A 22,764-nucleotide genomic window follows, 5' to 3' on the forward strand; every position below is an offset into this window, starting at 1 on the left:
GTGTCATTTGTTCAAGATTTCATTACATTGTTCATACAATTCCATTAGTGAGAAGCCAGACCTCAGCTTGGGCCAGTCATGCATCTTCTATTTGTAACATCGCTGGTTCCTGATGGAAAACCAACCACAGGCTATGAGATCGCCAATGCGGCAATCATTGATGGATTGGTGCGGGCCGGTATCCATGTGACTGTATTGGGTTTCATCTGGCCGGGCAGTTCACCATCAGACCCGGATAACACCATCGTGCTTGGTGAAGTCGATGTGCGCAATGACACCGCAAGCCTTACCCAGAAGCTGCGATGGCTTGGCAAAGCTCTTGTAACAGGACTGACTGTCTCTTCGGTCAAGTTGCGGGTTATTTCGCAAGACAAGTTGCGTGCCGCCATCGGATCATCAGGTAATTTCGATGCTTATGTGCTGAACGGTGTGACGCTTTCAGGTGCATTTGAAGACTGCTTTGCTGACAAGCCGCAAATCTTCATTGCCCACAATGTCGAACATCATTCGGCTTGGGAGAATGCGCAGGCAGCCACCAGTCTCGTGCAAAAATTTCTGTTCCGGCGCGAGTCGCGGTTGCTGGCCGGACTGGAAGGACGTTTGTGCCGCCGCGCTTCTTTTGTATTCACATTGGCTGAACAGGATATCAAGGCATTGGGCCTTGCTGATACTGGCCGGGCAGCGGAACTTCCTCTCGTAACCGGCGCCGACACCGGTAAAATGGCCCATCGCAAAATCGAGCATGACCTTGGTTTGATTGGCACATGGACGTGGCAACCAAACCGCATTGGCCTTGAATGGTTCCTGCGGGAAGTTGCGCCGCACCTCGACAAGGACATCGGCATTACGGTTGCCGGCAGTATACCGGCTGATTTGAAAGCGGCCTGGCCAAACGTCAATTTTGCCGGTCGTGTGCCGGATGCGGCCGAGTTTGTCCGCTCTTGCGCTTTGATCCCGCTGGTGAGCCGTGCCGGAACGGGCGTTCAGCTCAAGACCATCGAGACGTTTGAGATGGGGCTGCCCAGCGTTGCAACATCCCTGTCCGTGCGCGGCATTGCCAGTATTCCGGAAAATTGTGCTGTGGCGGATGATCCGCAAGCCTTCGCCAAAGCGATTGGGGCTATGGTGGCGCGGGTGCGCGCCGGTGAGGATTTGACCTGTTCGGGTGAAGCGTTTCGCGCCGCGCAATTGGCGCGGTTTGATTCACAGCTTCGTCTCGGACTTGATGCGCTTGGCGCTTCTTTAGGAAGAGTTGGACCATGAGCCCGGCTCTTCTCTCGGTGCACCACGCGCTTCCGCAGCACATTATCCTTGGTGTTTCCGTGCTGGCGCTGTCATGGGATGACGCCATCCAGCATCTGCACACTTTAATTGATGAGAAGCGCTTCACACTGATCACATGGCTGAACGCGCACAATTCCAATCTGGTAGAAGACGATATTCGTTTTCGCAACGCATTGGACGAGTTCCTCGTTTTGCCCGATGGAGTCGGTGTCGACATTGCCGCGAAGCTGCTTCATGGCAAAACCTTCCCCAACAATTTGAATGGTACGGATTTCACGCCTGCATTGCTCCGGGCACTGACCCGGCCTTTGCGTATAGGGCTCCTCGGCACACGCCCCGGCGTGGTCGAGAAAGCGGCGGAAAGCCTGAAAGAAAACGCCCCGCAGCATGAATACCGCGTTATCAGCCACGGTTTCTTTGCGCCATCCGATGAGCCGCGCATTCTGCAGAGCCTTGCGGAATATCATCCGCACATCCTGCTGGTTGCCATGGGGGTGCCGCGTCAGGAGCTTTTCATGCAGGAAAAGCTGACGGCAGAGCATTGTGTCCTCGCATTTGGCGTTGGAGCACTCCTGGATTTTCGTGCCGGAGCTGTGTTGCGGGCACCACGCTGGATGCAGAAACTGCGTCTGGAGTGGCTGTACCGGTTTTCACAGGAACCAAAACGGCTTTGGCGTCGCTACGTCTTGGGCAATCCGCGTTTTCTGTTCAGGGTGCTTCGCACGCTCGTGACAGGCGTAAGGGTTAGTCGATGAGAACTGCAATCGTCACAGCCAGCTATGCGCCGGACTTTGAGCGCTGCAAATTGCTTTGCGAGACGATTGACCGATTCGTGAGCGGCTATACGCGCCACTATATTCTGGTTGAACATCGCGATATGGCATTGTTCCGCCAGCTCGAAGGGCCGCGCCGGATCATTGTGGATGAGAACGATCTGTTGCCGGGCTGGATCAAACCATTTCCCGATCCGCTCAGCCTTGGCCGTAAGCGCATCTGGCTGTCGCCGCGAACAATGCCATTACGTGGCTGGCACGTACAACAGTTCCGCCGCATTGCCATTGCCTCCCATGCCGATGAAGACGCCTTCTTTTATGTGGATTCCGACGTGGCTTTTCTGCGCCCGTTCGATTGTGCGTCCAACTGGCACGGCGATACGTTGCGACTGTTTCGGCGGGATGGTGAATTGCTGCGCCCCGTTGCGGACGATCAGCGCATCTGGTCGGAGCAGGCAGGGCGCTTGCTCGGGATCGAACCGGTAAGCCCCGCTGGTCATGATTATATCAGCACATTGATCGCCTGGCGCCGCGATGCCCTGCTGTCCATGTGCGACCACATCGAGAAGCTATCGGGGAGGCACTGGATCGCCGCGATTGGTCGCCAGCGCCGTTTTTCCGAATGCTTGATTTATGGCCGCTATGCCGATGAAGTGCTCATGGCAAAGGGGCACTACCATGATAGTACCGAGTTCTGCCGGATATATTGGGTTGAGCCAGCCCCGACAGAGGAAGAGTTTCAGGCCTTTGTCGAAGCCATGACGCCAGAGCAGGTCGCCATCGGCATACAATCCTTCATCGGCTTTGATACCGCCCGCATCCGCAAATTGGTCAACAGTTAAATCACACGCGCCGTGCCGGCTTCCGGATGGCTCGATAGGTCAGCCATGTGGAGAGCAGGTAAATGGCTGCGAACATGGCATTGAGCCATATCAGCCAATCATTGACTTCTTTGAATGTGACCAGCAGCCATGAAAGCAAAGCCGCCTTTGCCAGCGCGAGCAGGCCAAGATTGAGCGCGCGCAAGCCAGATTGTCCGCGCGCATAAAGCAGCTCAGCCTGATATTCTATGAGATTACGCAGTCCGGGAACCAGAACAACGAGCGGCAAAAGTGCCACAACCGAAGCGACGTTCGAGCCGAGCGCGCGTGGAAAAATATACAGAAATACGGCAAGGGCAATCAGTCCGGATGTGGAAACGGCGAAAACGCCAGCCTCTAACCCGCCGCGAATTTTCAGCGATCTCAACATATCAGGCGTGCGCATCAGTTTCTGCACCAGCATCATGTTGAAGGACCGGACGGGCAGGGCCGTCAGGTCCACAAGCCGCATGATGATGGCATAGACACCTGCGGTCTGTGGTCCGCCCACGGCGAGCACCAGAAGCTTGTCGAGCTCCATCTGGATATAGAACAGGATTTCAGCACCCGCGACGGCAAAGGAATCCGCGAGCCGTCTGTAATAGAGTTGCGGTATGAGCCGCAGTTTCACCCTCGGGTAGAAGAACAGAACAGCGATGATGAGCGCGACGCCGTTGGCGCCCGCATACCACCAGCTCCACGCGCCAAGTGTGGTGACAGTGGAAAATGCGAAAAGAACAGCGGCGGCTGCGCGCAAGGCAGTGCCAATGATAACGAGCAAGGCTGCGCGGCCAAAACGGTTAAGGCCATTATTGACGACCACGACAACCTCCAGCGAACGCCAGAGCAGGGCCTCGGTTGCAACGATGACGGCAAAAATCCCGAACGCCAGATCCGCCCCGAAAAACACCAGATGTGTGAGGAAAGCCGCCAGCGCAAAAATCGGCAGGGAAATGACGACCGCTGCCAGATAGCCGCCGGTATAGGCACCAAGCAATTGGGGTTTGACCGTCGAAATACGGTAAAGCGGTGATACGAATCCAAACGACACCAGCCGCGACAGGACCACACCGGTTGCAGATGCCGTGGCAAAGAGGCCAAATTCAGCAATCGACAATGTATTGGCGAGCGCGACGAAGTAGGCAAGGGAAATAACAAGCCGTCCAGCTGATCCGCTGATCACCGAGAAATAATTGCGAATGAGCCCCGCATTGGCCTTCACATGACGCGCTATCAAATCTTTTCCCCTGCGGGATGTTAAACGTCCCGCACAATCATCAGCCGTTCTATACTGAAAAGCCTTAATGGCTCGTGTTGGAACGGGAAATCGTGGTCTGATTAAAATGGGTGATAGCAGAGTGTTTCATGGATGATTAACGATTTATTTTCCATAGAACTTTAGGTTGGGTTAACCGTGGGCCGTTCGCTCGGGGTTGAGCTGTATTGAACGGTTGTTTTGGAGTGCGGATAAACATGGGTGATCGGGACAACGAGACAGGAAAGCGGCCTCGACGCTCGCTTCTCTCGTTCGCCAGCCAGCCGGAGACGGCGGGTGAGGCCTCGCCGCGTGCCGATTTTATCGAGCCGGACCAGACACCAAGGCGGGTCGAGGATCTGGAGCACTATCAGCGCATGCGTGCCCTGCGATTGGCGGCAAGCAGTGAAATCACACAGCCACCTGCGATTGAACCTGAACACACGTTGAGAGATGAGGAAGCCGAACAGGACGCGGTAAACCGCATGCGTGCCGATATGGCTGCTATCAAGGCCGAACTCAATCGGCGCATTGACGACAACCCATCAACCGAGCCTGTTGCACCCGCTGCGCCAGCGGAAACAGCTATCTTGCGGAATGAGGCACCGGTAAAGCCTGCATCCACAGTCGTTTCCGTCGCAAAGCCTGTTCGCCGGGTTGAAAATGACAGCGACGAATGGAAACCGCTGGTTGATCCGCGTATTGTTCTTACTCGCATCGTCAACTCCAAAAAGCTGATCATTGCGACGACGCTTATCGGCGCGCTGCTGGGCGCCGGTTATGCCATGACCGTGCCAAAACTCTATTATTCCAATGTTGAATTGCTCGTTGATCCGCGCGATCTCAAATTGACGGACAAGGAAATCGCGCCGGGCCAATTGCCTATTGATGCGTCGCTCGCCATTGCCGAAAGCCAATTGCGGATTATTCAGTCGAGCAGCGTTCTTTCCAAGGTGATTGATCGTGCAGGTCTGGCCAAAGATCCTGAGTTTAATGGTGACCTCAAGGATAAGGGCATATTTGCCGCTCTCCGCGAGCTTTTCTCGACCGATAGCACGCCCGACGCTACAGCCCGCGAGACGCTGCTTCTACGCAATCTGAACGAACATATGGATGTTGCGCGGAGTTCAAAGAACTTCATTTTCAACATCACCGTCAATTCGCGTGATCCGGAAAAATCTGCATTCATCGCCAACACGGTTTCGGATGTTTTCAGGGAAGAGCAGGGCAATATCCAGTCCGACTCGGCCAGACAGGCGACGGATTCGCTGACTGCCCGGCTCAACGATATGCGCCTCGGTGTGGAATCGGCTGAAAACGCCGTTCAGAAGTACAAGGCGGAGAATGATCTTGTCGACGTACAGGGTCGTCTGATCAGTGATGATGAGGTTTCAAGAACCAGCGACGAACTGACGGCGGCGCGCAACCAGACCATAAAGCTCAATGCACAGGCGGCTTCCATTCGTGGCACATCGGTTGAAGGTGTTCTTGGCAACAATACGCTGCCCGAGGAATTCCGCTCCGGGGTCATCGTTGCGCTTCGCTCGCAATATGGCGCGTTGAAACAACAGGCCGACGGTCTGGCCACCAAGCTTGGCCCGCGCCATCCGCAATTGATTCAGGCGCAGACGCAGGTTGACGGTATCCGTAAGGAAATCCGCAACGAACTTGATCGCATTGCCTCCTCGGTGCAGGTCGAGCTCAAGCGTTCGGTGCAGCAGGAGCAGGACCTCGCGAGCAGGCTGGCACAGTTGAAGTCGCGCATGGCTGGTACGAATGAAGATATGATCAAACTGCGCGAGCTTGAGCGGGAAGTCACCGCCAAACGTGCAGTTTACGAGGCTTTCATGCTGCGCGCCAAGGAAACCGGCGAGCTTGAAGGGATCAACAGCACCAATATTCGCGTCATTTCGCCAGCGCGTCCGGCTCTCGAATCCACGGGTGGTTCGCGCAAGATCATCGTCATTGGCGGTATTCTGGCGGGGCTTCTTGCCGGACTTGGCATCGCAATGCTGCGCGGTATGATTGATAGTTTCCGTGGCAATGGGGAATTGAAGACAGCCCGCACCGAGAACGACGCGCCTTTCGATCCGGATTCGCCCTCAGGTGGAAAGCGACCATTGCGCAGTGAAGCCGATACGCCAGCACCCACATCGGAGTCGCGGCTGGGCGCTGCAATCAAGCAGGCGCAAACACGGAGTTACGCTTCGGATTTCGACGAGACATCAGATGGGGACGAAACAACGCCGGATGAAGATCAGGTGGCGGTTGCACAGTTCCTCTATGAATATGCCGATCTTCAGGTTGCCAAACGCCAGCATGCCAATTCCAATATTGAGGATATGCTCGCGGACATCGCTGAAATTCGCAATGTCCTGCGGCAACGCTCCGGCGGAGAATGATGCTAGTGCAGGCGGGGCGTCGGTCCCATGCCTTTGTCGTCGATGACATAGCCCCGATAAAACCGGTCGAGTGTAAACGGCGCTGATAGGGGATGCGGCTCGTCCTTGGCGATGGTCCATGCAAAGCATTTGCCCGAAATGGGTGTCGCCTTGAAGCCGCCATAACACCAACCGGTGTTCAGATACATGCCCGGCAGCGGTCCCGTCGTGATGATGGGCGAGCCATCCATCGACATATCCATAATCCCGCCCCATGAGCGCAGCAACTTGACGCGCGCCAGCGCTGGCATGAGCGCGACGAACTCACTCATCACATCTTCCACCACAGGCAGGTTGCCGCGCTGCGCATAGGAATTGTAGCCGTCAATATCGCCGCCAAAGACGAGGCCACCCTTATCCGATTGGCTAAAATAGAGGTGTCCGCCGCCGAAGGTCGCAACCGTATCAACCACCGGCTTAAGCGCTTCAGAAACAAAAGCCTGCAGGACATGGGATTCAAGCGGTAGCCGGTCAACACCCGCCCGGCGCATCAGTTCGCTGGTATGGCCAGCCACGGCGCAGGCGGTCTTCTTGGCATTGATCGGGCCACGCGTCGTCATGACGCCTGTAACCTTGTCGCCGTCTTTTATAAAGCCGGTGACTTCGCAATTCTCGATTATATCAACGCCGAGCTGGTCTGCCGCACGGGCATATGCCCAGACGACGGCATCATGCCGCGCTGTACCAGCACTGCGCTGCATCAAACCGCCAATGATGGGAAACCGCGCCGATCCGCTGATATCGAGGCCGGGAATAAGTTTTTCCAGTTGCTTGGGGTTCATCAACTCGCAATCAATGCCATTGAGCCGCATCTGGTTGCCGCGCCTGACATACACATCAAGCTGCGGCAGATTATGCGCAAGATTGACCACGCCGCGCTGCGAGAACATCACATTGTAGTTGAGGTCGTGGGACATTGTTTCCCACAGCTTCATCGACGCTTCATAAAAATGCTGGTTCTCGGTCAGCAGATAATTGGAGCGGACGGCTGTGGTGTTGCGCCCAATATTACCCGAGCCGAGCCAACCTTTTTCCACAACTGCAATATTGCGAATGCCGTGTTCCTTGGCGAGGTAATAGGCCGTTGCAAGCCCGTGTCCGCCGCCGATGATAACCACATCATAGGCTGGTTTCGGATCGGGTTTACGCCAAGCAGGCTTCCAGTCCTTGTTGCCGTTGAGGGCGTTCTTCAGAAGGGAGAAAGCGGAATAGCGCATCGACGAATCCAGTTTGCAGGCGGAATAGTGTGATCATGCGTGGATTTGGCACATTCGCAAGCCCCAGCGTGCTCCTTGGGTCACATCATCGCATTGCCCTTATCGGCTGCTTTCGTTATTGCGTCAGTGAACGCCGTTCTGGCGGTATTGTATTGCCAAAGAATCCTCAGAATGACGTCCATTCCCGAAGCGAGATGCCCAGGAGCAGCACATGGCAGTGACGATTGATGGCAAGCAGATTGCCGAGGACGTGGTTTCCAAGGTCAAACTATCAGCCGCCGAGCTGATTGAGGCCACCGGCGTTACGCCCGGTATTGCTGTAGTGATCGTGGGCGAAGACCCGGCCAGTCAGGTCTATGTCGCCAATAAGGGGCGCAAGGCGAGGGAATGCGGCTTCCATTCCGTCCAGCATACCTTGCCTGAACAGACAGGCGAGGAGGAACTGGTCAAGCTGGTGGAAACGTTGAATGCCGACCCGGCGATTCACGGCATTCTCGTTCAGCTGCCTTTGCCCAAGCACATCGATTCCGGCCGCATCATCCAGACCATCTCGCCTGACAAGGATGTCGATGGCTTTCACTTCATCAATGTCGGCAAACTCGGCACTGGCGAACTCGAAACCGCATTCGTTCCCTGCACGCCTGAGGGTTCGATGCTGCTGATCGACCGTATTCTTGGCCGTGACCTCTCGGGTCTGAATGCCGTGGTCGTTGGCCGCTCCAATATTGTCGGCAAGCCGATGTTCAATCTGCTGCTGGCGCACAATGCGACTGTTACTATCGCCCATAGCAAGACAAAGGACCTTCCCGGCCTTTGCCGTAATGCCGATATTCTGGTGGCCGCCGTTGGCCGCCCGCAGATGATCAAGGCCGATTGGGTGAAGCCCGGTGCGACGGTTATCGACGTGGGCATCAACCGCATTCCTGCCCCCGAGCGCGGTGAAGGCAAGACGCGCCTCGTTGGCGATGTTGATTTTGCCGATGTGGCTTCAGTGGCGGGTGCATTGACCCCGGTTCCCGGTGGTGTTGGACCCATGACAATTGCCATGCTGATGGCCAATACGCTGGTCGCCGCCCATCGCAGTGTCGGTAAAACACCGCCGCGCTTCTAATTCATTGGTTTATAAACGGATTGTCGTTAGAACAGCATATGCCCGAAGCCCTCAAGGTCAGTAGAACCTTCGCTTTTCTGCTTGTCGACAAATTTCCGATGTTCAGCCTTGCCGCTGCCATCGACACGATGCGCACGGCCAATCGCATGGCGGAAGAGCCATTCTATGCCTGGACAACCGTGTCTGCCACGGGCGCGGCGGTTACCGCGTCGAATGGCTTGCAGATCAATGTGCAATATTCACTGGCAGAGCTTCCCGCTGCCGACATTTTCTTCATCTGCGCCGGATTGACCACGGAGTTTGAGGAGAAGCCCAAGGTCATTGCGACATTGCGCAATCTCGGACGCCGCGGCGCGGCTCTGGGTGGCTTGAATATTGGCAGTTACATCCTTGCCGAGGCAGGGCAGCTGGAAGGCCATCGCTGTACGATCCACTGGGAAAACCGCGCTGGTTTTCAGGAGCGTTTCCCGCATATTGAATGCACCGGCAATGTCTTCGAGATTGATCGCAAGCGTTACACTTGTGCCGGCGGAACCACGTCTATCGATCTGATGCTGGAGATTATCCGGCAGGATTTTGACCCAAGCCTTGCCAATGAAGTTGCCAACCAGTTCCACCACGAACGCATCCGCTCGCAAACCGATCGTCAGCGTATCGGGCCGGAACGGGATCTGACTGGAAAATCCGAAAAACTGCGCAAGATCGTCGAGTTGATGGCCGATAATCTCGAGCAGCCGAAATCAGCGGTGCGGCTCGCAAAGGCCGTTGGTCTGTCGGTGCGGCAGGTGGAGCGGCTGTTTCTGCGCCATCTCAATATGACGCCGGGCCGCTATTACATGAGCCTGCGGCTCGAACGGGCGCGGGAACTCCTGCGGCAGACCCATTCGCCCATTCTCGATGTGGCGCTGGCAACGGGCTTCACATCCCATTCCTATTTCGCCCAAAGCTACCGGGCGCAGTTCGGGCGCTCACCTTCCGATGAGCGCCGTACCACCTATTAATCAGCTGAAAACCGACGCGCCTTCATCGGCACGGCCAACGACATTGCGGAACGCTGCAAACAATTCGCGGCCCATGCCGTAGCTGTTATGGCTGAGGTCGACGACCGGATCGGGGCGAGCCGCGAGAACGTCAGGATCTTCGAGCACGTCAAGCGTTCCGATTTCCGCATCGAGCCGCACGATATCACCATCGCGGATCTTGGCGATGATACCGCCGCTGAGTGCTTCCGGGGTCACATGGATTGCCGCAGGCACTTTTCCCGATGCGCCGGACATGCGCCCGTCCGTTACCAGCGCAACCATGTGGCCGCGATCCTGCAAAACACCAAGCGGTGGTGTCAGCTTGTGCAACTCAGGCATACCATTGGCCTTGGGACCCTGAAAGCGGACGACGGCCACGAAATCGCGATCCAGTTTTCCTGCTTTGAAGGCATCCTGCAGAGCGGCCTGACTGTCAAAGACAATGGCGGGTGCTTCGATGATCCGCCGTTCCGGCTTGACCGCCGATGTCTTGATCACGGCGGTGCCGAGATTACCCTTGAGCATCTTCAGGCCGCCGGTAGTCTGAAACGGCTCTTTGACTGTCGAAAGAACTTTCTTGTCGGCGCTTTCCGCCGGGATAGGATCGCGCTGCACGGCGCCGTTTTCGCCGAGCTTGACCTCGATTGTATAGGCGCGCAGGCCTTGGCCCCAGACAGTCTTTACGTCCTCATGCAACATGCCGGCATCCAGCAATTCGCGGATGATATAGCCCATGCCGCCAGCCGCATGGAAATGGTTCACATCGGCAAGACCGTTTGGATAAACGCGGGCAAGCAGCGGCACCACATCGGAAAGATCAGAAATATCCTGCCATGTGAGCTTGATGCCCGCAGCCGCAGCCATGGCAACGAGATGCATCGTGTGGTTGGTGGATCCACCCGTTGCGTGCAGACCGATGACACCGTTGACGATTGTCTTCTCGTCGATCATCTCGCCAACCGGCGTGTATTCATTGCCAAGCGCCGTAATCGCCAGCGCGCGTTTCGCGGCTTCGCGCGTCAATGCTTCGCGCAGCGGCGTGCCCGGATTGATGAAGGATGAGCCCGGCGTATGCAGCCCCATGATTTCCATCAGCATCTGGTTGGAATTGGCGGTGCCGTAAAACGTGCAGGTTCCCGGTCCATGATAGGATTTGGATTCCGACTCCAGCAGCTTGTCGCGGCCAACCTTGCCTTCCGCGTAAAGCTGGCGCGTCTTTGCTTTCTCGTCATTGGGAAGGCCTGTGGTCATCGGTCCCGCCGGAATGAAGACCGCGGGGAGATGGCCGAATGTCAGCGCGCCAATCACGAGGCCGGGCACGATCTTGTCACAGACACCAAGATAGACAGCCGCGTCGAACATATCATGTGAAAGACCAACAGCGGTGGCCATCGCGATCACATCGCGGGAGAACAGCGACAGGTCCATGCCCGGCTGTCCCTGTGTAACGCCATCGCACATGGCGGGAACGCCGCCAGCAACCTGCGCCACGCCGCCCGCTTCCTGTATCGCTGCCTTGATTAGTTGCGGATAGTTTTCAAAGGGCTGGTGTGCCGAAAGCATGTCATTGTAGGAGGTAATGATGCCGATATTGGCCAGCACATCGCCAGCCAGCGCCGCTTTGTCGGAGGGTCCGCAGGCGGCAAATCCATGGGCAAGATTGGCACAGGCAAGGGCAGTGCGTTTTGGCTTGTGGGAAGCAGCCTCGCGCAGACGGTCGAGATACACATCGCGGGTCGGGATGGACCTCTCACGGATGCGGTTGGTAATGCTTTTGACCCTTTGCAGGACGGTCATTGGTTTTCTCCTTATGGAGCCCAGAAAATCTCAAGATTGATCGGCGTGTGGCGCAGGATTGCGCGAATAGGCATGTCTTCGGTTGCCCCACCACCAAGCGCCTTATCCAGAACGGCTTTTTTGCCGTCGCCTTCAATATGCAGCACGACGAAGCGGGATTTGACGATAACCGGCAAGGTCAGGGTCAGGCGCGGCTCACCGGCACCATCAGCCTGCATTGGTAAAACAAGCGCTGACTGCTCTGGCGAAATTGCCTCGGCAAGGTTGTCACCACCCGGGAAGAACGAGGCCGTATGGCCATCGCCGCCCATGCCGAGAATTGTCACATCGAAAGGCTGGCCCAATGCGGCAACGGCTGCGGTTGCTGCCTTCACCGCTTCATCCGTATTGGCAGCGGGGTGATAGAGGCCGACGAAATTGGCTTTTGCAGCCGCGTTCTGCAGGAGTAGTTCTGTCACGAGCTTCTGGTTGGAACGGTCGTTGGATGGCGGCACGAAGCGTTCATCCACCAAGGTAACAGTGATCTTGTCCCAAGGCAGGTCCTTGCCCGACAAAACCTTGAAAAAGCGGGCAGGGGTTGTTCCGCCCGATACCGCCAGAACTGCCTTGCCGCGTGCATTACAGGCGGCTTGCAGATGCGCCGCAACGCTTGTTGCCAAGGCTTCGGCAAGAGCATCTCCATTGGCAAAGCTGTTCAATGTCTGTTGCATGATCATGTCTCGTGCCATGTGCGTCCGTCGCGCTCAATCAGGGCGATAGCGGCGGATGGCCCCCATGTTCCGGCTGTGTATCCAGCGGCAGGCTGGTCATTATCCGTCCATGCCTTGAGGATCGGATCGACCCAGCGCCATGCTGCCACCACTTCATCGCGCCGCATGAACAGGGTCTGATTGCCGCGCACCACGTCCATCAGCAAGCGCTCGTAAGCATCGGGGCTGCGCACCTGAAATGATTCTGCAAAGCTCATATCAAGCGGAACGTGACGCAGGCGCATGCCGCCCGGACCCGGGTCTTTAATCATCATCCACTGCTTGACGCCTTCGTCAGGCTGCAAGCGGATAACCAGCTGATTGGCAACCACGCGGCCCGCGCTTTCACCAAAAATCGAGTGTGGAATGGGCTTGAATGAAACCACGATTTCCGATGCGCGCGTTGCCAGCCGCTTGCCAGTTCGCAGATAGAAGGGAACACCAGCCCAGCGCCAATTGGCGATTTCGGCTTTGATGGCAACAAAGGTTTCCGTGTTGCTCGCGGAGCCCAATTCTTCCTGATAGCCCTTGACGGGGCCGCCCGCCGAAGCACCGGCGCGGTACTGGCCACGGACGGTTAGCTCCTCGGCGTTCTTGGCATCAATGGGGGCAAGTGAGCGCAGCACTTTCAGTTTTTCATCGCGCACCGCATCCGCATCCATGGATGCGGGCGGCTCCATCGCAACGAGGCAGAGTAGCTGCAACATATGGTTCTGTACCATGTCGCGCAGCGCACCCGCCGTTTCATAATAACCGGCGCGGCCTTCAAGGCCGACCGCTTCCGCCACGGTGATCTGGACGTGATCGATATGAGCCGAATTCCACAGCGGCTCGTAAAGCGCATTGGCAAAGCGCAGCGCCATCAGATTTTGCACCGTCTCCTTGCCGAGATAGTGATCGATACGGAAAATCTGCTGTTCGTTGAAAACGCTACCAATTGTGTCATTGAGCGCGATAGCGGATTTAAGGTCACGGCCAATCGGCTTCTCAACAATGATGCGGGTTTGATCGGTGATGAGATCGTATTTCTTCAAACGGCTGGCAATGTCGCCGAAGAGGTTCGGGCTGACGGCGAGATAAAAGGCCCGGATGTTCTTGTTTGCATCGCCGATTGCGACTTTCAGATCATCCCAACCATTGTCCGATGTCGCATCAACCGCGACATAGGCGAGGCGGGCGAGGAATTGTTCGACCTGCTTCTTGTCGATCTCTTCGGGCTTCACATGTTCCTTGATCGCGGCTTCCGCAAATTTGCGGTAGTCTTCGTTGGACATGGCGGAACGCGATGCACCGATAATGCGGGTAGGCTCGGACAACTGACCATCCCGTTGGCGCTGATAGAGCGCCGGGATCAGTTTGCGCTCGGCAAGATCGCCGCTGCCGCCAAATACGATGCAGTCGAAAGGGTCAACCGGGATAATCTGACTTGTCATAAGAATGAGTCTCGCTATGCCAAAATTACGCGTCTTCGGATGCAGGTCTATATAATCTAATCGATTTAAAAAGGCCAGTACCGATCCGACTTCTGCGTCAAAATGCATTCCCAAGCGGGCGCAATTCCAATACGATTGCTGCGAAGCAGGAAGCAGTCATGGATCAGAATCTCTCCAGAATCGTCGCTCAGGACAAGAATTTCCTGAATGTCATTAACGGTCGGCGTGTCGCCGCAGTCTCGCAAGAAACGATCACTGTTTTGTGTCCGTCCGATGGTTTGCCCTTCGCAACCATTCCAGCCGGTAATGCCGATGACGTGGATCGGGCCGTGCGTGCGGCTCGGCAAGCATTTGAACAAGGCCCGTGGAGCAGAATGCCACCCTTTGAACGTGGGCGGTTGCTGACACGGCTTGGCCAGCTTGTTGAAGAACATGGCGATGAACTTGCCGCGCTTGAATCGCGTGATACCGGAAAACCGGTGCGGCAGGGTAAGGCGGACGTTGCTGCCACCATGCGCTATTACGAATTTTATGGCGGTGCCGCCGACAAGATTCACGGCGATACGATCCCGTTCCTTGACGGCTTCACCGCACTCACCCTGCGCGAGCCGCACGGCGTGGTTGCTGGGATCATCCCATGGAACTATCCGATGCAGATCATGGCGCGCGTGGTTGGCGCAGCGCTGGCTATGGGCAATACGCTGGTTATCAAACCGGCTGAGGATGCTTCACTCTCAGCCATCCGCATTGGCGAGCTGGCGATTGAAGCGGGCTTTCCCGATGGTGTTCTCAATGTCATCACCGGTTATGGCCGGGATGCAGGGGCGGCGCTCTCGTCGCATCCCGGCATTGATTACGTTACCTTCACCGGCTCGCCTGTAACCGGCACGGCGATTCAGCAGGCCGCCGCCACCAACAATCGCGGCGTGACCATGGAACTCGGCGGCAAGTCACCGCAAATCCTGTTTGCCGATGCGGATGTGGAAAAGGCTTTGCCGGTTCTGGTCAATGCCATCATCCAGAACGGTGGCCAGACCTGTTCGGCGGGCAGCCGTATCCTGATCGAACGCCCGATTTACAACGACGTCGCCGCAGCACTTGGCGAGCGTTTCAGCAAACTGGTCGCCGGGCCGCACGACATGGACCTTGATCTCGGGCCCATGGTCAATCCGGCGCAGAAGAACAAGGTCGAGAATTTTATCACTGCCGCCGCAGCGACAGGTATTGAAGTGGTTGCCCGTGGCTCCATTCATGTCGATGCGCCTCTGGAAGGCTATTACGTCGCGCCGGTGCTTTTCGGTGCGGTTGATCCCGCTTCTGTTCTGGCGCAGGAAGAGGTGTTCGGGCCGGTTCTGTCACTCTTCGCATTTGATGATGAAGCCGATGCTGTCAGGCTTGCCAATAGCACGGAATATGGCCTTGTCGCCGGTATCTGGACCAAAGATGGTGCGCGCCAGCATCGCGTTGCCAAAAAAGTTCGCGCCGGTCAGGTTTTTGTCAATGCCTATGGCGCTGGCGGCGGTGTGGAACTTCCCTTCGGTGGTTTCAAGAAATCCGGCCATGGACGCGAAAAAGGCTTTGAAGCGCTCTTCGATATGTCCGCAACCAAAACGATCGTGTTCCGGCACGATTGATTGGACCCGCTCCCCGATAATCAATCCAAGATCACAAGCATGAGGAAATGACATGGCCCGTTTGGCAGGCAAGACAGCAATTATTACTGGTGGAGCATCCGGGTTTGGTGAAGGCATGGCGAAGCGCTTTGCCGAGGAAGGGGCAAATGTCGTTGTTGCCGATCTCAACCACAAGGGCGCTGAAACTGTTGCCACCGCCATTGGCAAATCAGCGATTGCCGTTCAGGCTGATGTGTCACGCAAGGAAGATGTGGACGCCATGGTCGCCGCTGCAATGGATACGTTCGGCCGCGTCGATATCATGGTCAACAATGCGGGGTTCACCCATCGCAATGGCTCCATGCTTGATGTGGATGAAAGTACGTTCGATCTCATTTCAGCAGTCAATATGAAGGCGATTTATTATGCGACGCTTGCTGTCGTGCCGATCATGGAAATGCAGGGCGGCGGTTCCATCATCACCACAGCTTCCACTGCTGGGCTGCGCCCGCGTCCGGGATTGACCTGGTACAACGCATCCAAGGGCTGGGCGATTACCGCAACCAAATCCATGGCGGTTGAACTTGCGCCCAAGAATATCCGTGTCAATTGCCTCTGCCCGGTCGCGGGAGAAACAGGGATGCTCAGCCTGTTCATGGGCGAAGATACGCCGGAAAAGCGTGCGCAGTTCAAAGCTTCGATCCCGCTCGGTCGCCTCTCCACACCGCTTGATATTGCCAACGCCGCGTTGTGGTTGGTGTCCGATGAAGCCGGGTTCATCACTGGTGTAGCGCTTGAGGTGGATGGTGGGCGCTGTATTTAGACTTGGGCAACACCGTTGTGCAGCGGTTCGCCCGTCGACAAGCTCAGAAAGCTCACCATGAGGAAATAACTCTCCCCGTCATCCTCGGGTCAAGCCCGAGGATGACGGAAATGGGTGGATGCAGGGAGTCAAGTTCTGCAATGCTGGCGATTAGCGTTGCATCCTCACTCTCCCTCATGGTGAGCTTGTCGAACCACGAACCACGCACCACACCACAGCAATCTGCTTAAGGGTATATACTCAGCGTTAAATCACACGCTTTTGTCTTGAAACGGGGCCATATTGGCCTACATCAAAAATGTCGTCCAATTCACGCAATGGCTGTCTTTGGTTGATCGCGTGCCGATCAACGGGGCAACCCATCTTTCAAGGACACTGTCATGACATCGAAACCCGTCTGGTTCATCACTGGCTGTTCAACCGGTTTTGGTCGCGAGCTTGCGCGCCATACGCTTGAACTCGGCTATCCCACCATTATCACTGCACGCAACACGGCGCAGATTGAAGATCTGGCCAAGGGCAATGAGGAGAATGCCCTTGTTCTCAAGCTTGATGTGACCAAGACCGAGGATATTGCGGCTGCGGTCAAGGCGGCAGAAGCCCGGTTTGGTCGCATAGACGTGCTCGTCAACAATGCGGGTATCGGCTATTTCGGTTCGCTTGAAGAAAGTGACATCGATGAAGTCCGCAAAATGTTCGAAATCAATGTCTGGGGTCTGGTCAATATGACCCGTGCTGTTCTGCCCGTCATGCGCAAGCAACGTTCCGGTATGGTTGTCAACATTTCGTCGATCGGCGGTCTTGTGGCCAACCCTGCCGTCAGTTTCTACAACGCAACCAAATTCAGTGTCGAAGCGATTTCGGAATCCCTGTCGAAGGAAGCAGCCCACCTCGGCATCAAGGTTTTGATCGTTGAACCCAGTGGCTTCCGTACGGATTGGGCTGGACGGTCGGCCAATGAAGCACCGAGAACCATCGAAGATTACCGAGAGACATCGGATCAGCGGGCAGAGCAGATCAGAAATTCCAGCGGCAATCAGCCGGGCGATCCAGTGCGCGCGGTAAAAGCGATCATTCAGGCGGTCGAAGCGAAGAAGCCGCCGTTGCGGCTGTTGCTCGGCAAGGCGGCGCTGGCTGGAGCGCGTAATAAGATTGTCGAACTCCAGCGCGATTTTGTTGCCTGGGCTGACGTTACGGAAGGCGCCGACGCGCCAAAGGAATAAAACAAAATGGCCGGCAAATGCCGGCCATTTTTATTTCGTGCGCCTAGATAATATGGCGCAGGATCAGAAACAACGTGAATGACAGCGCAATGGAGACGGGGAGCGTCAGTACCCAGGCCATCAGCAGGTTACGGACTGTTGACATCTGCAAGCCCGAACCATTGGCAACCATCGATCCGGCAACACCCGATGAGAGGATGTGGGTGGTGCTAACGGGCAGACCCAGCGTATCGGCAGTGAAGATGGTTCCCATGGCAACCAGTTCAGCGGACGCGCCTTGCCCGTAGGTGAGGTGCGTCTTGCCGATCTTTTCGCCGACGGTCACGACGATACGCCGCCAGCCGACCATTGTACCAAGGCCAAGGGCCAGAGCCACGGCAACCTTTACCCATGTCGGAATGAACTTGGTCGCGTTGTCGATGGCCTGATGATAGGTCTTGATGGTGGCAATGTCGGCAGGCTGCATTGGCAACAGCTTGGCCTTGTCGATCAGTTTCAGCGCTTCACCGGTCAGATACATGTCGTTACGTGTATTGCTGACCATGCCAACTGGAACTGACGATGCGGAACCGTAAGGCGAAATGCTTGTATTGGTCTTTTCGATGAACTGGCGCAGCGCAACCGTAGTTTCATCGCTCCATGTCTTGCTGCGCACCGCATTGCTGACCACTGCATTGGCATCAGTCACGGCGATGCCGGGTTTTTCATAGGTGCGCAGTGTGGTTGCTGCAGCGGTTGCGGCAGATTTGTAGGCTTCGAGATAGTTGATGTCAGGGGTGCGGTTCAGCGCAAAGGAAGTGGGGACAACACCGATCAGGATCAGCATGATCAGACCCATGCCCTTCTGACCGTCATTGGAGCCATGGGCAAAACTAACACCGGTGCAGGTGAAAATCAGCAGGCCGCGAATCCACAAAGGTGGAGGCGTCTGGCCCTTCGGCGCTTCATAAAGCGCTTTGTTCTTCACAAGAACCTTCATCACGATCAGCAGCAGCGCGGCCATGCCAAAGCCGACAAGCGGCGAAATCAACAGGGACATGCCGACTTCCGTCGCCTTGGACCAGTCAACGCCGCTGGTGGCAGTGCCGGAAGGTGCCATAAACTGATTGGCAAGACCAACACCAACGATCGAACCGATCAGCGTGTGTGAGCTTGAGGCTGGAAGGCCGAGATACCAGGTGCCCAGATTCCACAGGATGGCTGCCGTGAGCAGCGAAAACACCATGGCAAGGCCCGCACTAGAACCAACCTGCATGATCAGTTCCACTGGCAGAAGGGAGATGATGCCGAAGGCGACAGCACCACTTGCGGTCATGACCCCGAGGAAATTGAAAATGCCAGACCAGATAACGGCGATCTCGGCGGGCAGGGAATTGGTATAGATCACCGTTGCGACGGCATTGGCCGTGTCGTGGAAACCATTGACGAATTCGAAGCCGAGTGCGGTGACGAGTGCAAGACCGAGAAGAATCCACGGTACGGCAACCGAGCTGGTCAGATCCTGGGTGAGAGAATATCCTACATAAAAAAGGCCGCCGATCAGAATGGCAACCACAGCATAATTCGGCCAGTTCCCTAAATTGTTTGGTTTGTCGAGCGGGTGTTCGTCTTTCACCAGACGTGCATCAGTCGCATTGCTTACCGTCATTAGAAAATCCCCAGTATTGAATTCAAACACCGGGGAAAGCTAAGACTCGCCCGTGAACTCTTGATGACAGCGCAAGATAGCTTGCGCGGGAACAATTGAGCGTCTAACGCTTGAGACAGATAAAAACTATGGAAACGCCATGCATAAGGTCGTCATAAGCGGTACCGGTGTGTTTACGCCGGAACTCTCCATCAGCAATGCTGAGCTCGTCGAAGCATTCAATACCTATGCCACCAGGCAGAATGAAATACATGCCGATGAGATTGCGGCGGGCACGCGGGCGCCGCTGACCATGTCCGCTGAAGATTTCATTTTCCGCGCATCGGGTATCGAACGCCGCTATGTGCTCAACAAGTCAGGTATTCTCGATCCTGAGGTCATGCACCCTGTTTTGCCTGAGCGGAGCGACGACGAAATATCTGTCATGGCCGAAATGGCTGTTAAAGCTGCAACCGATGCCTTGGCCAAGGCAGGCCGTACTGCCGCCGATGTGGATGCAGTGATATGCGCCGCTTCCAATCATGAGCGTGCTTATCCCGCCATCGCCATCGAAGTGCAGGAAGCCTTGGGAATTCAAGGTTTTGGCTTTGACATGAATGTTGCCTGTTCATCGGCGACATTCGGCATTCAGGCGGCTGCCGATATGATCCGTTCGGGTTCGGCCCGGGCAATCCTGATGGTCAATCCGGAGATTTGTTCAGCCCATCTGGAATGGCGAGACCGCGACTGCCATTTCATCTTCGGTGATGTTTGCACCGCCGTGCTTCTGGAACGTGACGATCTTGCAACGGCATCTGATCGTTTTGAGATCATCTCGACCCGCTGCCTCACCCAGTTTTCCAACAATATCCGTAACAATAACGGTTTCCTGCGCCGCACCCGCGAAGGCCACATGACCGACCGCCGCGATATGCTGTTCCGTCAGGAAGGCCGCAAGGTTTTCAAGCAGGTCGTGCCGATCGTGTCTGACCTTATTCTCACCCATCTTGCCGATGAGAACATTGCACCCGCCCATGTTTCAAGGCTGTGGCTGCATCAGGCCAACAAGGGCATGAACGATCTGATCGGATCAAAGGTATTGGGCCGTGAGCCCGACGCTGGTGAACAGCCGAACATTCTGCAGGACTATGCCAATACGTCCTCAGCGGGTTCCATCATCGCTTTCTCAAAATATTCCGACGATCTCGCACCAGGCAGTCTTGGTGTCATCTGCTCCTTTGGAGCGGGCTATTCCGTTGGCAGTGTGATTGTGAAAAAGGTTTAGTTTGCCCGATTTGCAAACGCTCCCCGCAGAGATATTGCGACCTGATCCGCTCACTTTTGAGCCGGGCGATTTCATATGGCCAAAGAAGCCGGGAGTTCTGGTTCCATATTCAACTTCGTACGCCACCGAAATGAAACTGGTTCCCACTGATTTTTATGACGAACCAACGTGGGAAGCGGAAAAGAAACTGTATCTGGAGCGACAGGCTAGGGACACAGCTTCACACCTTTCTGAAACCGACAGAACACGGTTGTCTGAACTCAGTTTCGCAGAGTTCGCTGTAGAATATGCCGGGATTGAAAACGTCGACAGTGAAGACCTTGGAACTGACACGAGAATTGAAGAGTTCGCAGTAGGAACCATCGTCTATGTCGGCCACGTCGGCATCATCGAGATTGAAGGCGGAAAACCGCTTGTTGTTGAAGCCATTTCCGGCAAAGGCGTCATCAGACACTCCTATGCGGATTGGCTTTCCTCTCGCCCCGGAGAAGAGGTGTGGCACGGTCGGATAAAGAATCTGTCTAGTGAGCAGCGCGCAAAAGTGGCAATTGAAGCTAAACAATACCTTGGTCGCCCCTACGAGTTTTTCAATTTTGATCTTGATGATGATTCCGGCTTTTACTGTTCAAAGCTAGTTTGGCTCGCGGCATTTCGTAGCTTGAACATTGCGATTGACGGAAATTCAGACAGCAAAAGACATTTCTGGTTTTCTCCCAAGCAGTTGATGAATTCGGAGAAAGTCCACGTTCTTTTCAGCCCGGGAAGTTACACAAATCATTGAGCGGGACAGCCCTTAGATCCGATCCATCAAGGCATACCAGCTCAATGCCAGAAACAGCAGCGGCGCGCGGAATGTACGTCCGCCGGGGAATGAGGGTATTTTCAGCTCTTCCAGCAATTTCAGGCGGTCGCGATTGCCCGCAACCGTTTCCGCATAGAGCTTGCCGACATAGTTCGACAGCATCACGCCATGACCGGAATAACCACCTGCCGAGATGACATTGGGCATGACCTCGCGCACAAAGGGTTGGCGAGGCAGGGTGATGCCGACAGAGCCACCCCAGGCTTGCGTGATTTCCACGTCCGCGAGTGCCGGATAAATCTCGGCGATCTGCCTGCGAATATGCGTGCTGATATCGAGCGGGTTGTCGGCCGTGTAGGCTTCGCGTCCGCCAAACAGCAGGCGGCCATCCTTCGAACGGCGGAAATAGCGCACGACGAAGCGGGAGTCGTCAACGCTCTCGCCACCGGGCAGAACAGGACTGTCACTGCCTAACGGCACCGTTGCCCCGATAAAGGACCGGATCGGCATCACGTGGGAGGCGCTGACCGGTTCAAGATTGCCGCCATAGGCATTAACGGCAATCAGGCATTTGGCGGCTGTCACGCTGCCTTTGGCGGTTGTAACAGTGACGCGGCCATTTTCAGAGCTGATGCCTGTCACCTTGGTGTTTTCGTAAAGATGTGCCCCGGCCTTGGCCGCAGCCTTTGCGGTGCCGACAACAAGCTTCATGGGCTGAATATGACCGGTGCCGGCATCATAAACGCCACCGAGATAGCGGGTGGAACCAAGCCTGTCAGCCGTTTCCGTGGCATCCATGTAGTGAATGTGCGGATAGCCGAAACGCGTCGTCATAAGCTCCGCATGGGCCTGATAATCTTTCAGATAACGTTTTTTGTGCACCACGGACATTTGTCCGGGCACAAATTCGATATCAATCTTGTGCGTCTCGGCAAATTGCAGAAGGTGCGCCTTGGCTTCCTCGGCAAGGTCAAACAGTGCCTTGGCGCGGGTGAAACCATATTGGCCTTCCAGTTCCTCCGCCCAGGCGCGTTGACCCGTGCCAAGCTGACCGCCATTGCGGCCGGAAGCGCCGTCGCCAAAGCGATAGGCCTCCAGCAAAACCACATCAACACCCGCCGAGGCGAGGTGGACAGCCGCCGAAAGCCCGGTAAAACCACCACCGACGATGACGACATCAGCGGTTCGCGAGCCATCCAATGCCGGATATTCGGTGCGATCATCAATGGTTGATTCATACCAGGAGATGCCGGGGGAGATGGGGGATTGATATGCCATATTATCTTGCAATCTCATTTACCAATCTGCTGCAGCGTCTCATGTGGTGTGAGTTGACGGTTCGTGGTTCGCCCTTCGACAAGCTCAGGAAGCTCACCATGAGGCCCTTCGACAAGCTCAGGATGAGAGGGGTGCTAAATTCTGCATCCTTTGCGCTGCAATCTCTGCGAT

Annotated in this window: 18 protein-coding genes; 11 read left to right on the plus strand and 7 right to left on the minus strand. The window is 55.9% G+C overall.

Annotated elements, in window-relative coordinates; translation table 11 throughout:
- Nucleotides 1-78: 78 nt before the first annotated feature.
- From BLU05_RS18810 to BLU05_RS18820, 3 genes are read left to right on the plus strand one after another with little or no spacing between them, the layout of a single operon-like run.
- Nucleotides 79-1,263, plus strand: a complete 1,185-nt coding sequence (locus BLU05_RS18810) for a glycosyltransferase (RefSeq protein ID WP_091883366.1) — start codon at nt 79-81, stop codon at nt 1,261-1,263.
- Nucleotides 1,260-2,039 (plus strand): WecB/TagA/CpsF family glycosyltransferase, encoded by a 780-nt coding sequence (locus BLU05_RS18815; protein ID WP_091883369.1) that lies wholly within the window; start codon nt 1,260-1,262, stop codon nt 2,037-2,039. The genes BLU05_RS18810 and BLU05_RS18815 overlap by 4 nt, the downstream gene beginning before the upstream one ends.
- Nucleotides 2,036-2,899 (plus strand): DUF6492 family protein, encoded by an 864-nt coding sequence (locus BLU05_RS18820; protein ID WP_091883371.1) that lies wholly within the window; start codon nt 2,036-2,038, stop codon nt 2,897-2,899. The genes BLU05_RS18815 and BLU05_RS18820 overlap by 4 nt, the downstream gene beginning before the upstream one ends.
- A 1-nt stretch (nt 2,900) precedes the next feature.
- On the opposite strand, the gene BLU05_RS18825 is transcribed toward BLU05_RS18820, so the two are convergent.
- Nucleotides 2,901-4,154, minus strand: coding sequence for a lipopolysaccharide biosynthesis protein (locus BLU05_RS18825; protein WP_091883374.1), 1,254 nt, complete (start codon nt 4,152-4,154; stop codon nt 2,901-2,903).
- A gap of 236 nt (nt 4,155-4,390) precedes the next feature.
- Here BLU05_RS18825 and BLU05_RS18830 point away from each other — a divergent pair, with 236 nt between their 5' ends.
- Nucleotides 4,391-6,574: a GumC family protein gene (locus tag BLU05_RS18830; RefSeq protein ID WP_091883376.1), complete on the plus strand. Its 2,184-nt coding sequence runs from the start codon at nt 4,391-4,393 to the stop codon at nt 6,572-6,574.
- A gap of 2 nt (nt 6,575-6,576) precedes the next feature.
- On the opposite strand, the gene BLU05_RS18835 is transcribed toward BLU05_RS18830, so the two are convergent.
- Entirely contained in the window at nt 6,577-7,830 is a 1,254-nt protein-coding gene (locus BLU05_RS18835) for a sarcosine oxidase subunit beta family protein (RefSeq protein WP_091883379.1), read from the minus strand.
- A 211-nt stretch (nt 7,831-8,041) separates the two neighbouring features.
- Here BLU05_RS18835 and folD point away from each other — a divergent pair, with 211 nt between their 5' ends.
- Nucleotides 8,042-8,941: a bifunctional methylenetetrahydrofolate dehydrogenase/methenyltetrahydrofolate cyclohydrolase FolD gene (folD, locus tag BLU05_RS18840; RefSeq protein WP_091883381.1), complete on the plus strand. Its 900-nt coding sequence runs from the start codon at nt 8,042-8,044 to the stop codon at nt 8,939-8,941.
- A gap of 38 nt (nt 8,942-8,979) precedes the next feature.
- Nucleotides 8,980-9,942 carry a GlxA family transcriptional regulator gene (locus BLU05_RS18845; protein WP_091883384.1) on the plus strand — a complete coding sequence of 321 codons (963 nt, stop codon included), beginning with the start codon at nt 8,980-8,982 and terminating at the stop codon, nt 9,940-9,942.
- Here the strand turns inward: BLU05_RS18845 and edd are convergent, their stop codons facing one another.
- The 3 genes from edd to zwf are packed head-to-tail and all read right to left on the minus strand — an operon-like array spanning nt 9,943 to nt 13,942.
- Nucleotides 9,943-11,760 carry a phosphogluconate dehydratase gene (edd, locus tag BLU05_RS18850; RefSeq protein ID WP_091883387.1) on the minus strand — a complete coding sequence of 606 codons (1,818 nt, stop codon included), beginning with the start codon at nt 11,758-11,760 and terminating at the stop codon, nt 9,943-9,945.
- 11 nt (nt 11,761-11,771) lie between these two features.
- A complete protein-coding gene (gene pgl, locus BLU05_RS18855; RefSeq protein ID WP_091883716.1) occupies nt 11,772-12,470 on the minus strand; it encodes a 6-phosphogluconolactonase in 699 nt (232 codons plus the stop codon).
- A 2-nt stretch (nt 12,471-12,472) separates the two neighbouring features.
- On the minus strand, nt 12,473-13,942 hold the full coding sequence (zwf, locus tag BLU05_RS18860; RefSeq protein ID WP_091883390.1) for a glucose-6-phosphate dehydrogenase: 1,470 nt from the start codon (nt 13,940-13,942) through the stop codon (nt 12,473-12,475).
- 158 nt (nt 13,943-14,100) lie between these two features.
- Between zwf and BLU05_RS18865 the strand changes: the two genes are divergently transcribed.
- The 3 genes from BLU05_RS18865 (at nt 14,101) to BLU05_RS18875 (ending at nt 17,601) form a co-directional block, all read left to right on the plus strand.
- On the plus strand, nt 14,101-15,576 hold the full coding sequence (locus BLU05_RS18865) for an aldehyde dehydrogenase family protein (RefSeq protein WP_091883392.1): 1,476 nt from the start codon (nt 14,101-14,103) through the stop codon (nt 15,574-15,576).
- Between the two features lie 52 nt (nt 15,577-15,628).
- Nucleotides 15,629-16,378, plus strand: a complete 750-nt coding sequence (locus tag BLU05_RS18870) for an SDR family oxidoreductase (RefSeq protein ID WP_091883395.1) — start codon at nt 15,629-15,631, stop codon at nt 16,376-16,378.
- 380 nt (nt 16,379-16,758) lie between these two features.
- The gene (locus tag BLU05_RS18875; RefSeq protein WP_091883397.1) at nt 16,759-17,601 is read left to right on the plus strand and encodes an oxidoreductase; all 843 of its coding nucleotides are present in this window, start codon (nt 16,759-16,761) and stop codon (nt 17,599-17,601) included.
- Between the two features lie 43 nt (nt 17,602-17,644).
- On the opposite strand, the gene BLU05_RS18880 is transcribed toward BLU05_RS18875, so the two are convergent.
- Complete coding sequence (locus BLU05_RS18880) at nt 17,645-19,249, minus strand: inorganic phosphate transporter (protein ID WP_091883400.1); 1,605 nt, start codon at nt 19,247-19,249, stop codon at nt 17,645-17,647.
- Nucleotides 19,250-19,388: 139 nt separating this feature from the next.
- Here BLU05_RS18880 and BLU05_RS18885 point away from each other — a divergent pair, with 139 nt between their 5' ends.
- Both BLU05_RS18885 and BLU05_RS18890 read left to right on the plus strand, forming a co-directional pair.
- Nucleotides 19,389-20,513, plus strand: a complete 1,125-nt coding sequence (locus tag BLU05_RS18885) for a beta-ketoacyl-ACP synthase III (protein ID WP_091883403.1) — start codon at nt 19,389-19,391, stop codon at nt 20,511-20,513.
- 1 nt (nt 20,514) lies between these two features.
- Entirely contained in the window at nt 20,515-21,294 is a 780-nt protein-coding gene (locus tag BLU05_RS18890) for a YiiX/YebB-like N1pC/P60 family cysteine hydrolase (RefSeq protein WP_091883404.1), read from the plus strand.
- Nucleotides 21,295-21,306: 12 nt separating this feature from the next.
- Here BLU05_RS18890 and BLU05_RS18895 read toward each other — a convergent pair whose 3' ends face one another.
- Nucleotides 21,307-22,593, minus strand: coding sequence for an NAD(P)/FAD-dependent oxidoreductase (locus tag BLU05_RS18895; protein WP_091883407.1), 1,287 nt, complete (start codon nt 22,591-22,593; stop codon nt 21,307-21,309).
- Between the last annotated feature and the right edge of the window lie 171 nt (nt 22,594-22,764).

Origin of the sequence: Phyllobacterium sp. OV277 (assembly GCF_900104355.1) — a bacterium.
GTDB lineage: Bacteria > Pseudomonadota > Alphaproteobacteria > Rhizobiales > Rhizobiaceae > Phyllobacterium.

Coding starts and splice junctions, on each gene's coding strand:
- BLU05_RS18810 (WP_091883366.1), top strand. CDS start 79: ATGCATCTTCTATTTGTAACATCGCTGGTTCCTGATGGAAAACCAACC.
- BLU05_RS18815 (WP_091883369.1), top strand. CDS start 1,260: ATGAGCCCGGCTCTTCTCTCGGTGCACCACGCGCTTCCGCAGCACATT.
- BLU05_RS18820 (WP_091883371.1), top strand. CDS start 2,036: ATGAGAACTGCAATCGTCACAGCCAGCTATGCGCCGGACTTTGAGCGC.
- BLU05_RS18830 (WP_091883376.1), top strand. CDS start 4,391: ATGGGTGATCGGGACAACGAGACAGGAAAGCGGCCTCGACGCTCGCTT.
- BLU05_RS18835 (WP_091883379.1), bottom strand. CDS start 7,830: ATGCGCTATTCCGCTTTCTCCCTTCTGAAGAACGCCCTCAACGGCAAC.
- folD (WP_091883381.1), top strand. CDS start 8,042: ATGGCAGTGACGATTGATGGCAAGCAGATTGCCGAGGACGTGGTTTCC.
- BLU05_RS18845 (WP_091883384.1), top strand. CDS start 8,980: ATGCCCGAAGCCCTCAAGGTCAGTAGAACCTTCGCTTTTCTGCTTGTC.
- edd (WP_091883387.1), bottom strand. CDS start 11,760: ATGACCGTCCTGCAAAGGGTCAAAAGCATTACCAACCGCATCCGTGAG.
- pgl (WP_091883716.1), bottom strand. CDS start 12,470: ATGCAACAGACATTGAACAGCTTTGCCAATGGAGATGCTCTTGCCGAA.
- zwf (WP_091883390.1), bottom strand. CDS start 13,942: ATGACAAGTCAGATTATCCCGGTTGACCCTTTCGACTGCATCGTATTT.
- BLU05_RS18865 (WP_091883392.1), top strand. CDS start 14,101: ATGGATCAGAATCTCTCCAGAATCGTCGCTCAGGACAAGAATTTCCTG.
- BLU05_RS18870 (WP_091883395.1), top strand. CDS start 15,629: ATGGCCCGTTTGGCAGGCAAGACAGCAATTATTACTGGTGGAGCATCC.
- BLU05_RS18875 (WP_091883397.1), top strand. CDS start 16,759: ATGACATCGAAACCCGTCTGGTTCATCACTGGCTGTTCAACCGGTTTT.
- BLU05_RS18880 (WP_091883400.1), bottom strand. CDS start 19,249: ATGACGGTAAGCAATGCGACTGATGCACGTCTGGTGAAAGACGAACAC.
- BLU05_RS18885 (WP_091883403.1), top strand. CDS start 19,389: ATGCATAAGGTCGTCATAAGCGGTACCGGTGTGTTTACGCCGGAACTC.
- BLU05_RS18895 (WP_091883407.1), bottom strand. CDS start 22,593: ATGGCATATCAATCCCCCATCTCCCCCGGCATCTCCTGGTATGAATCA.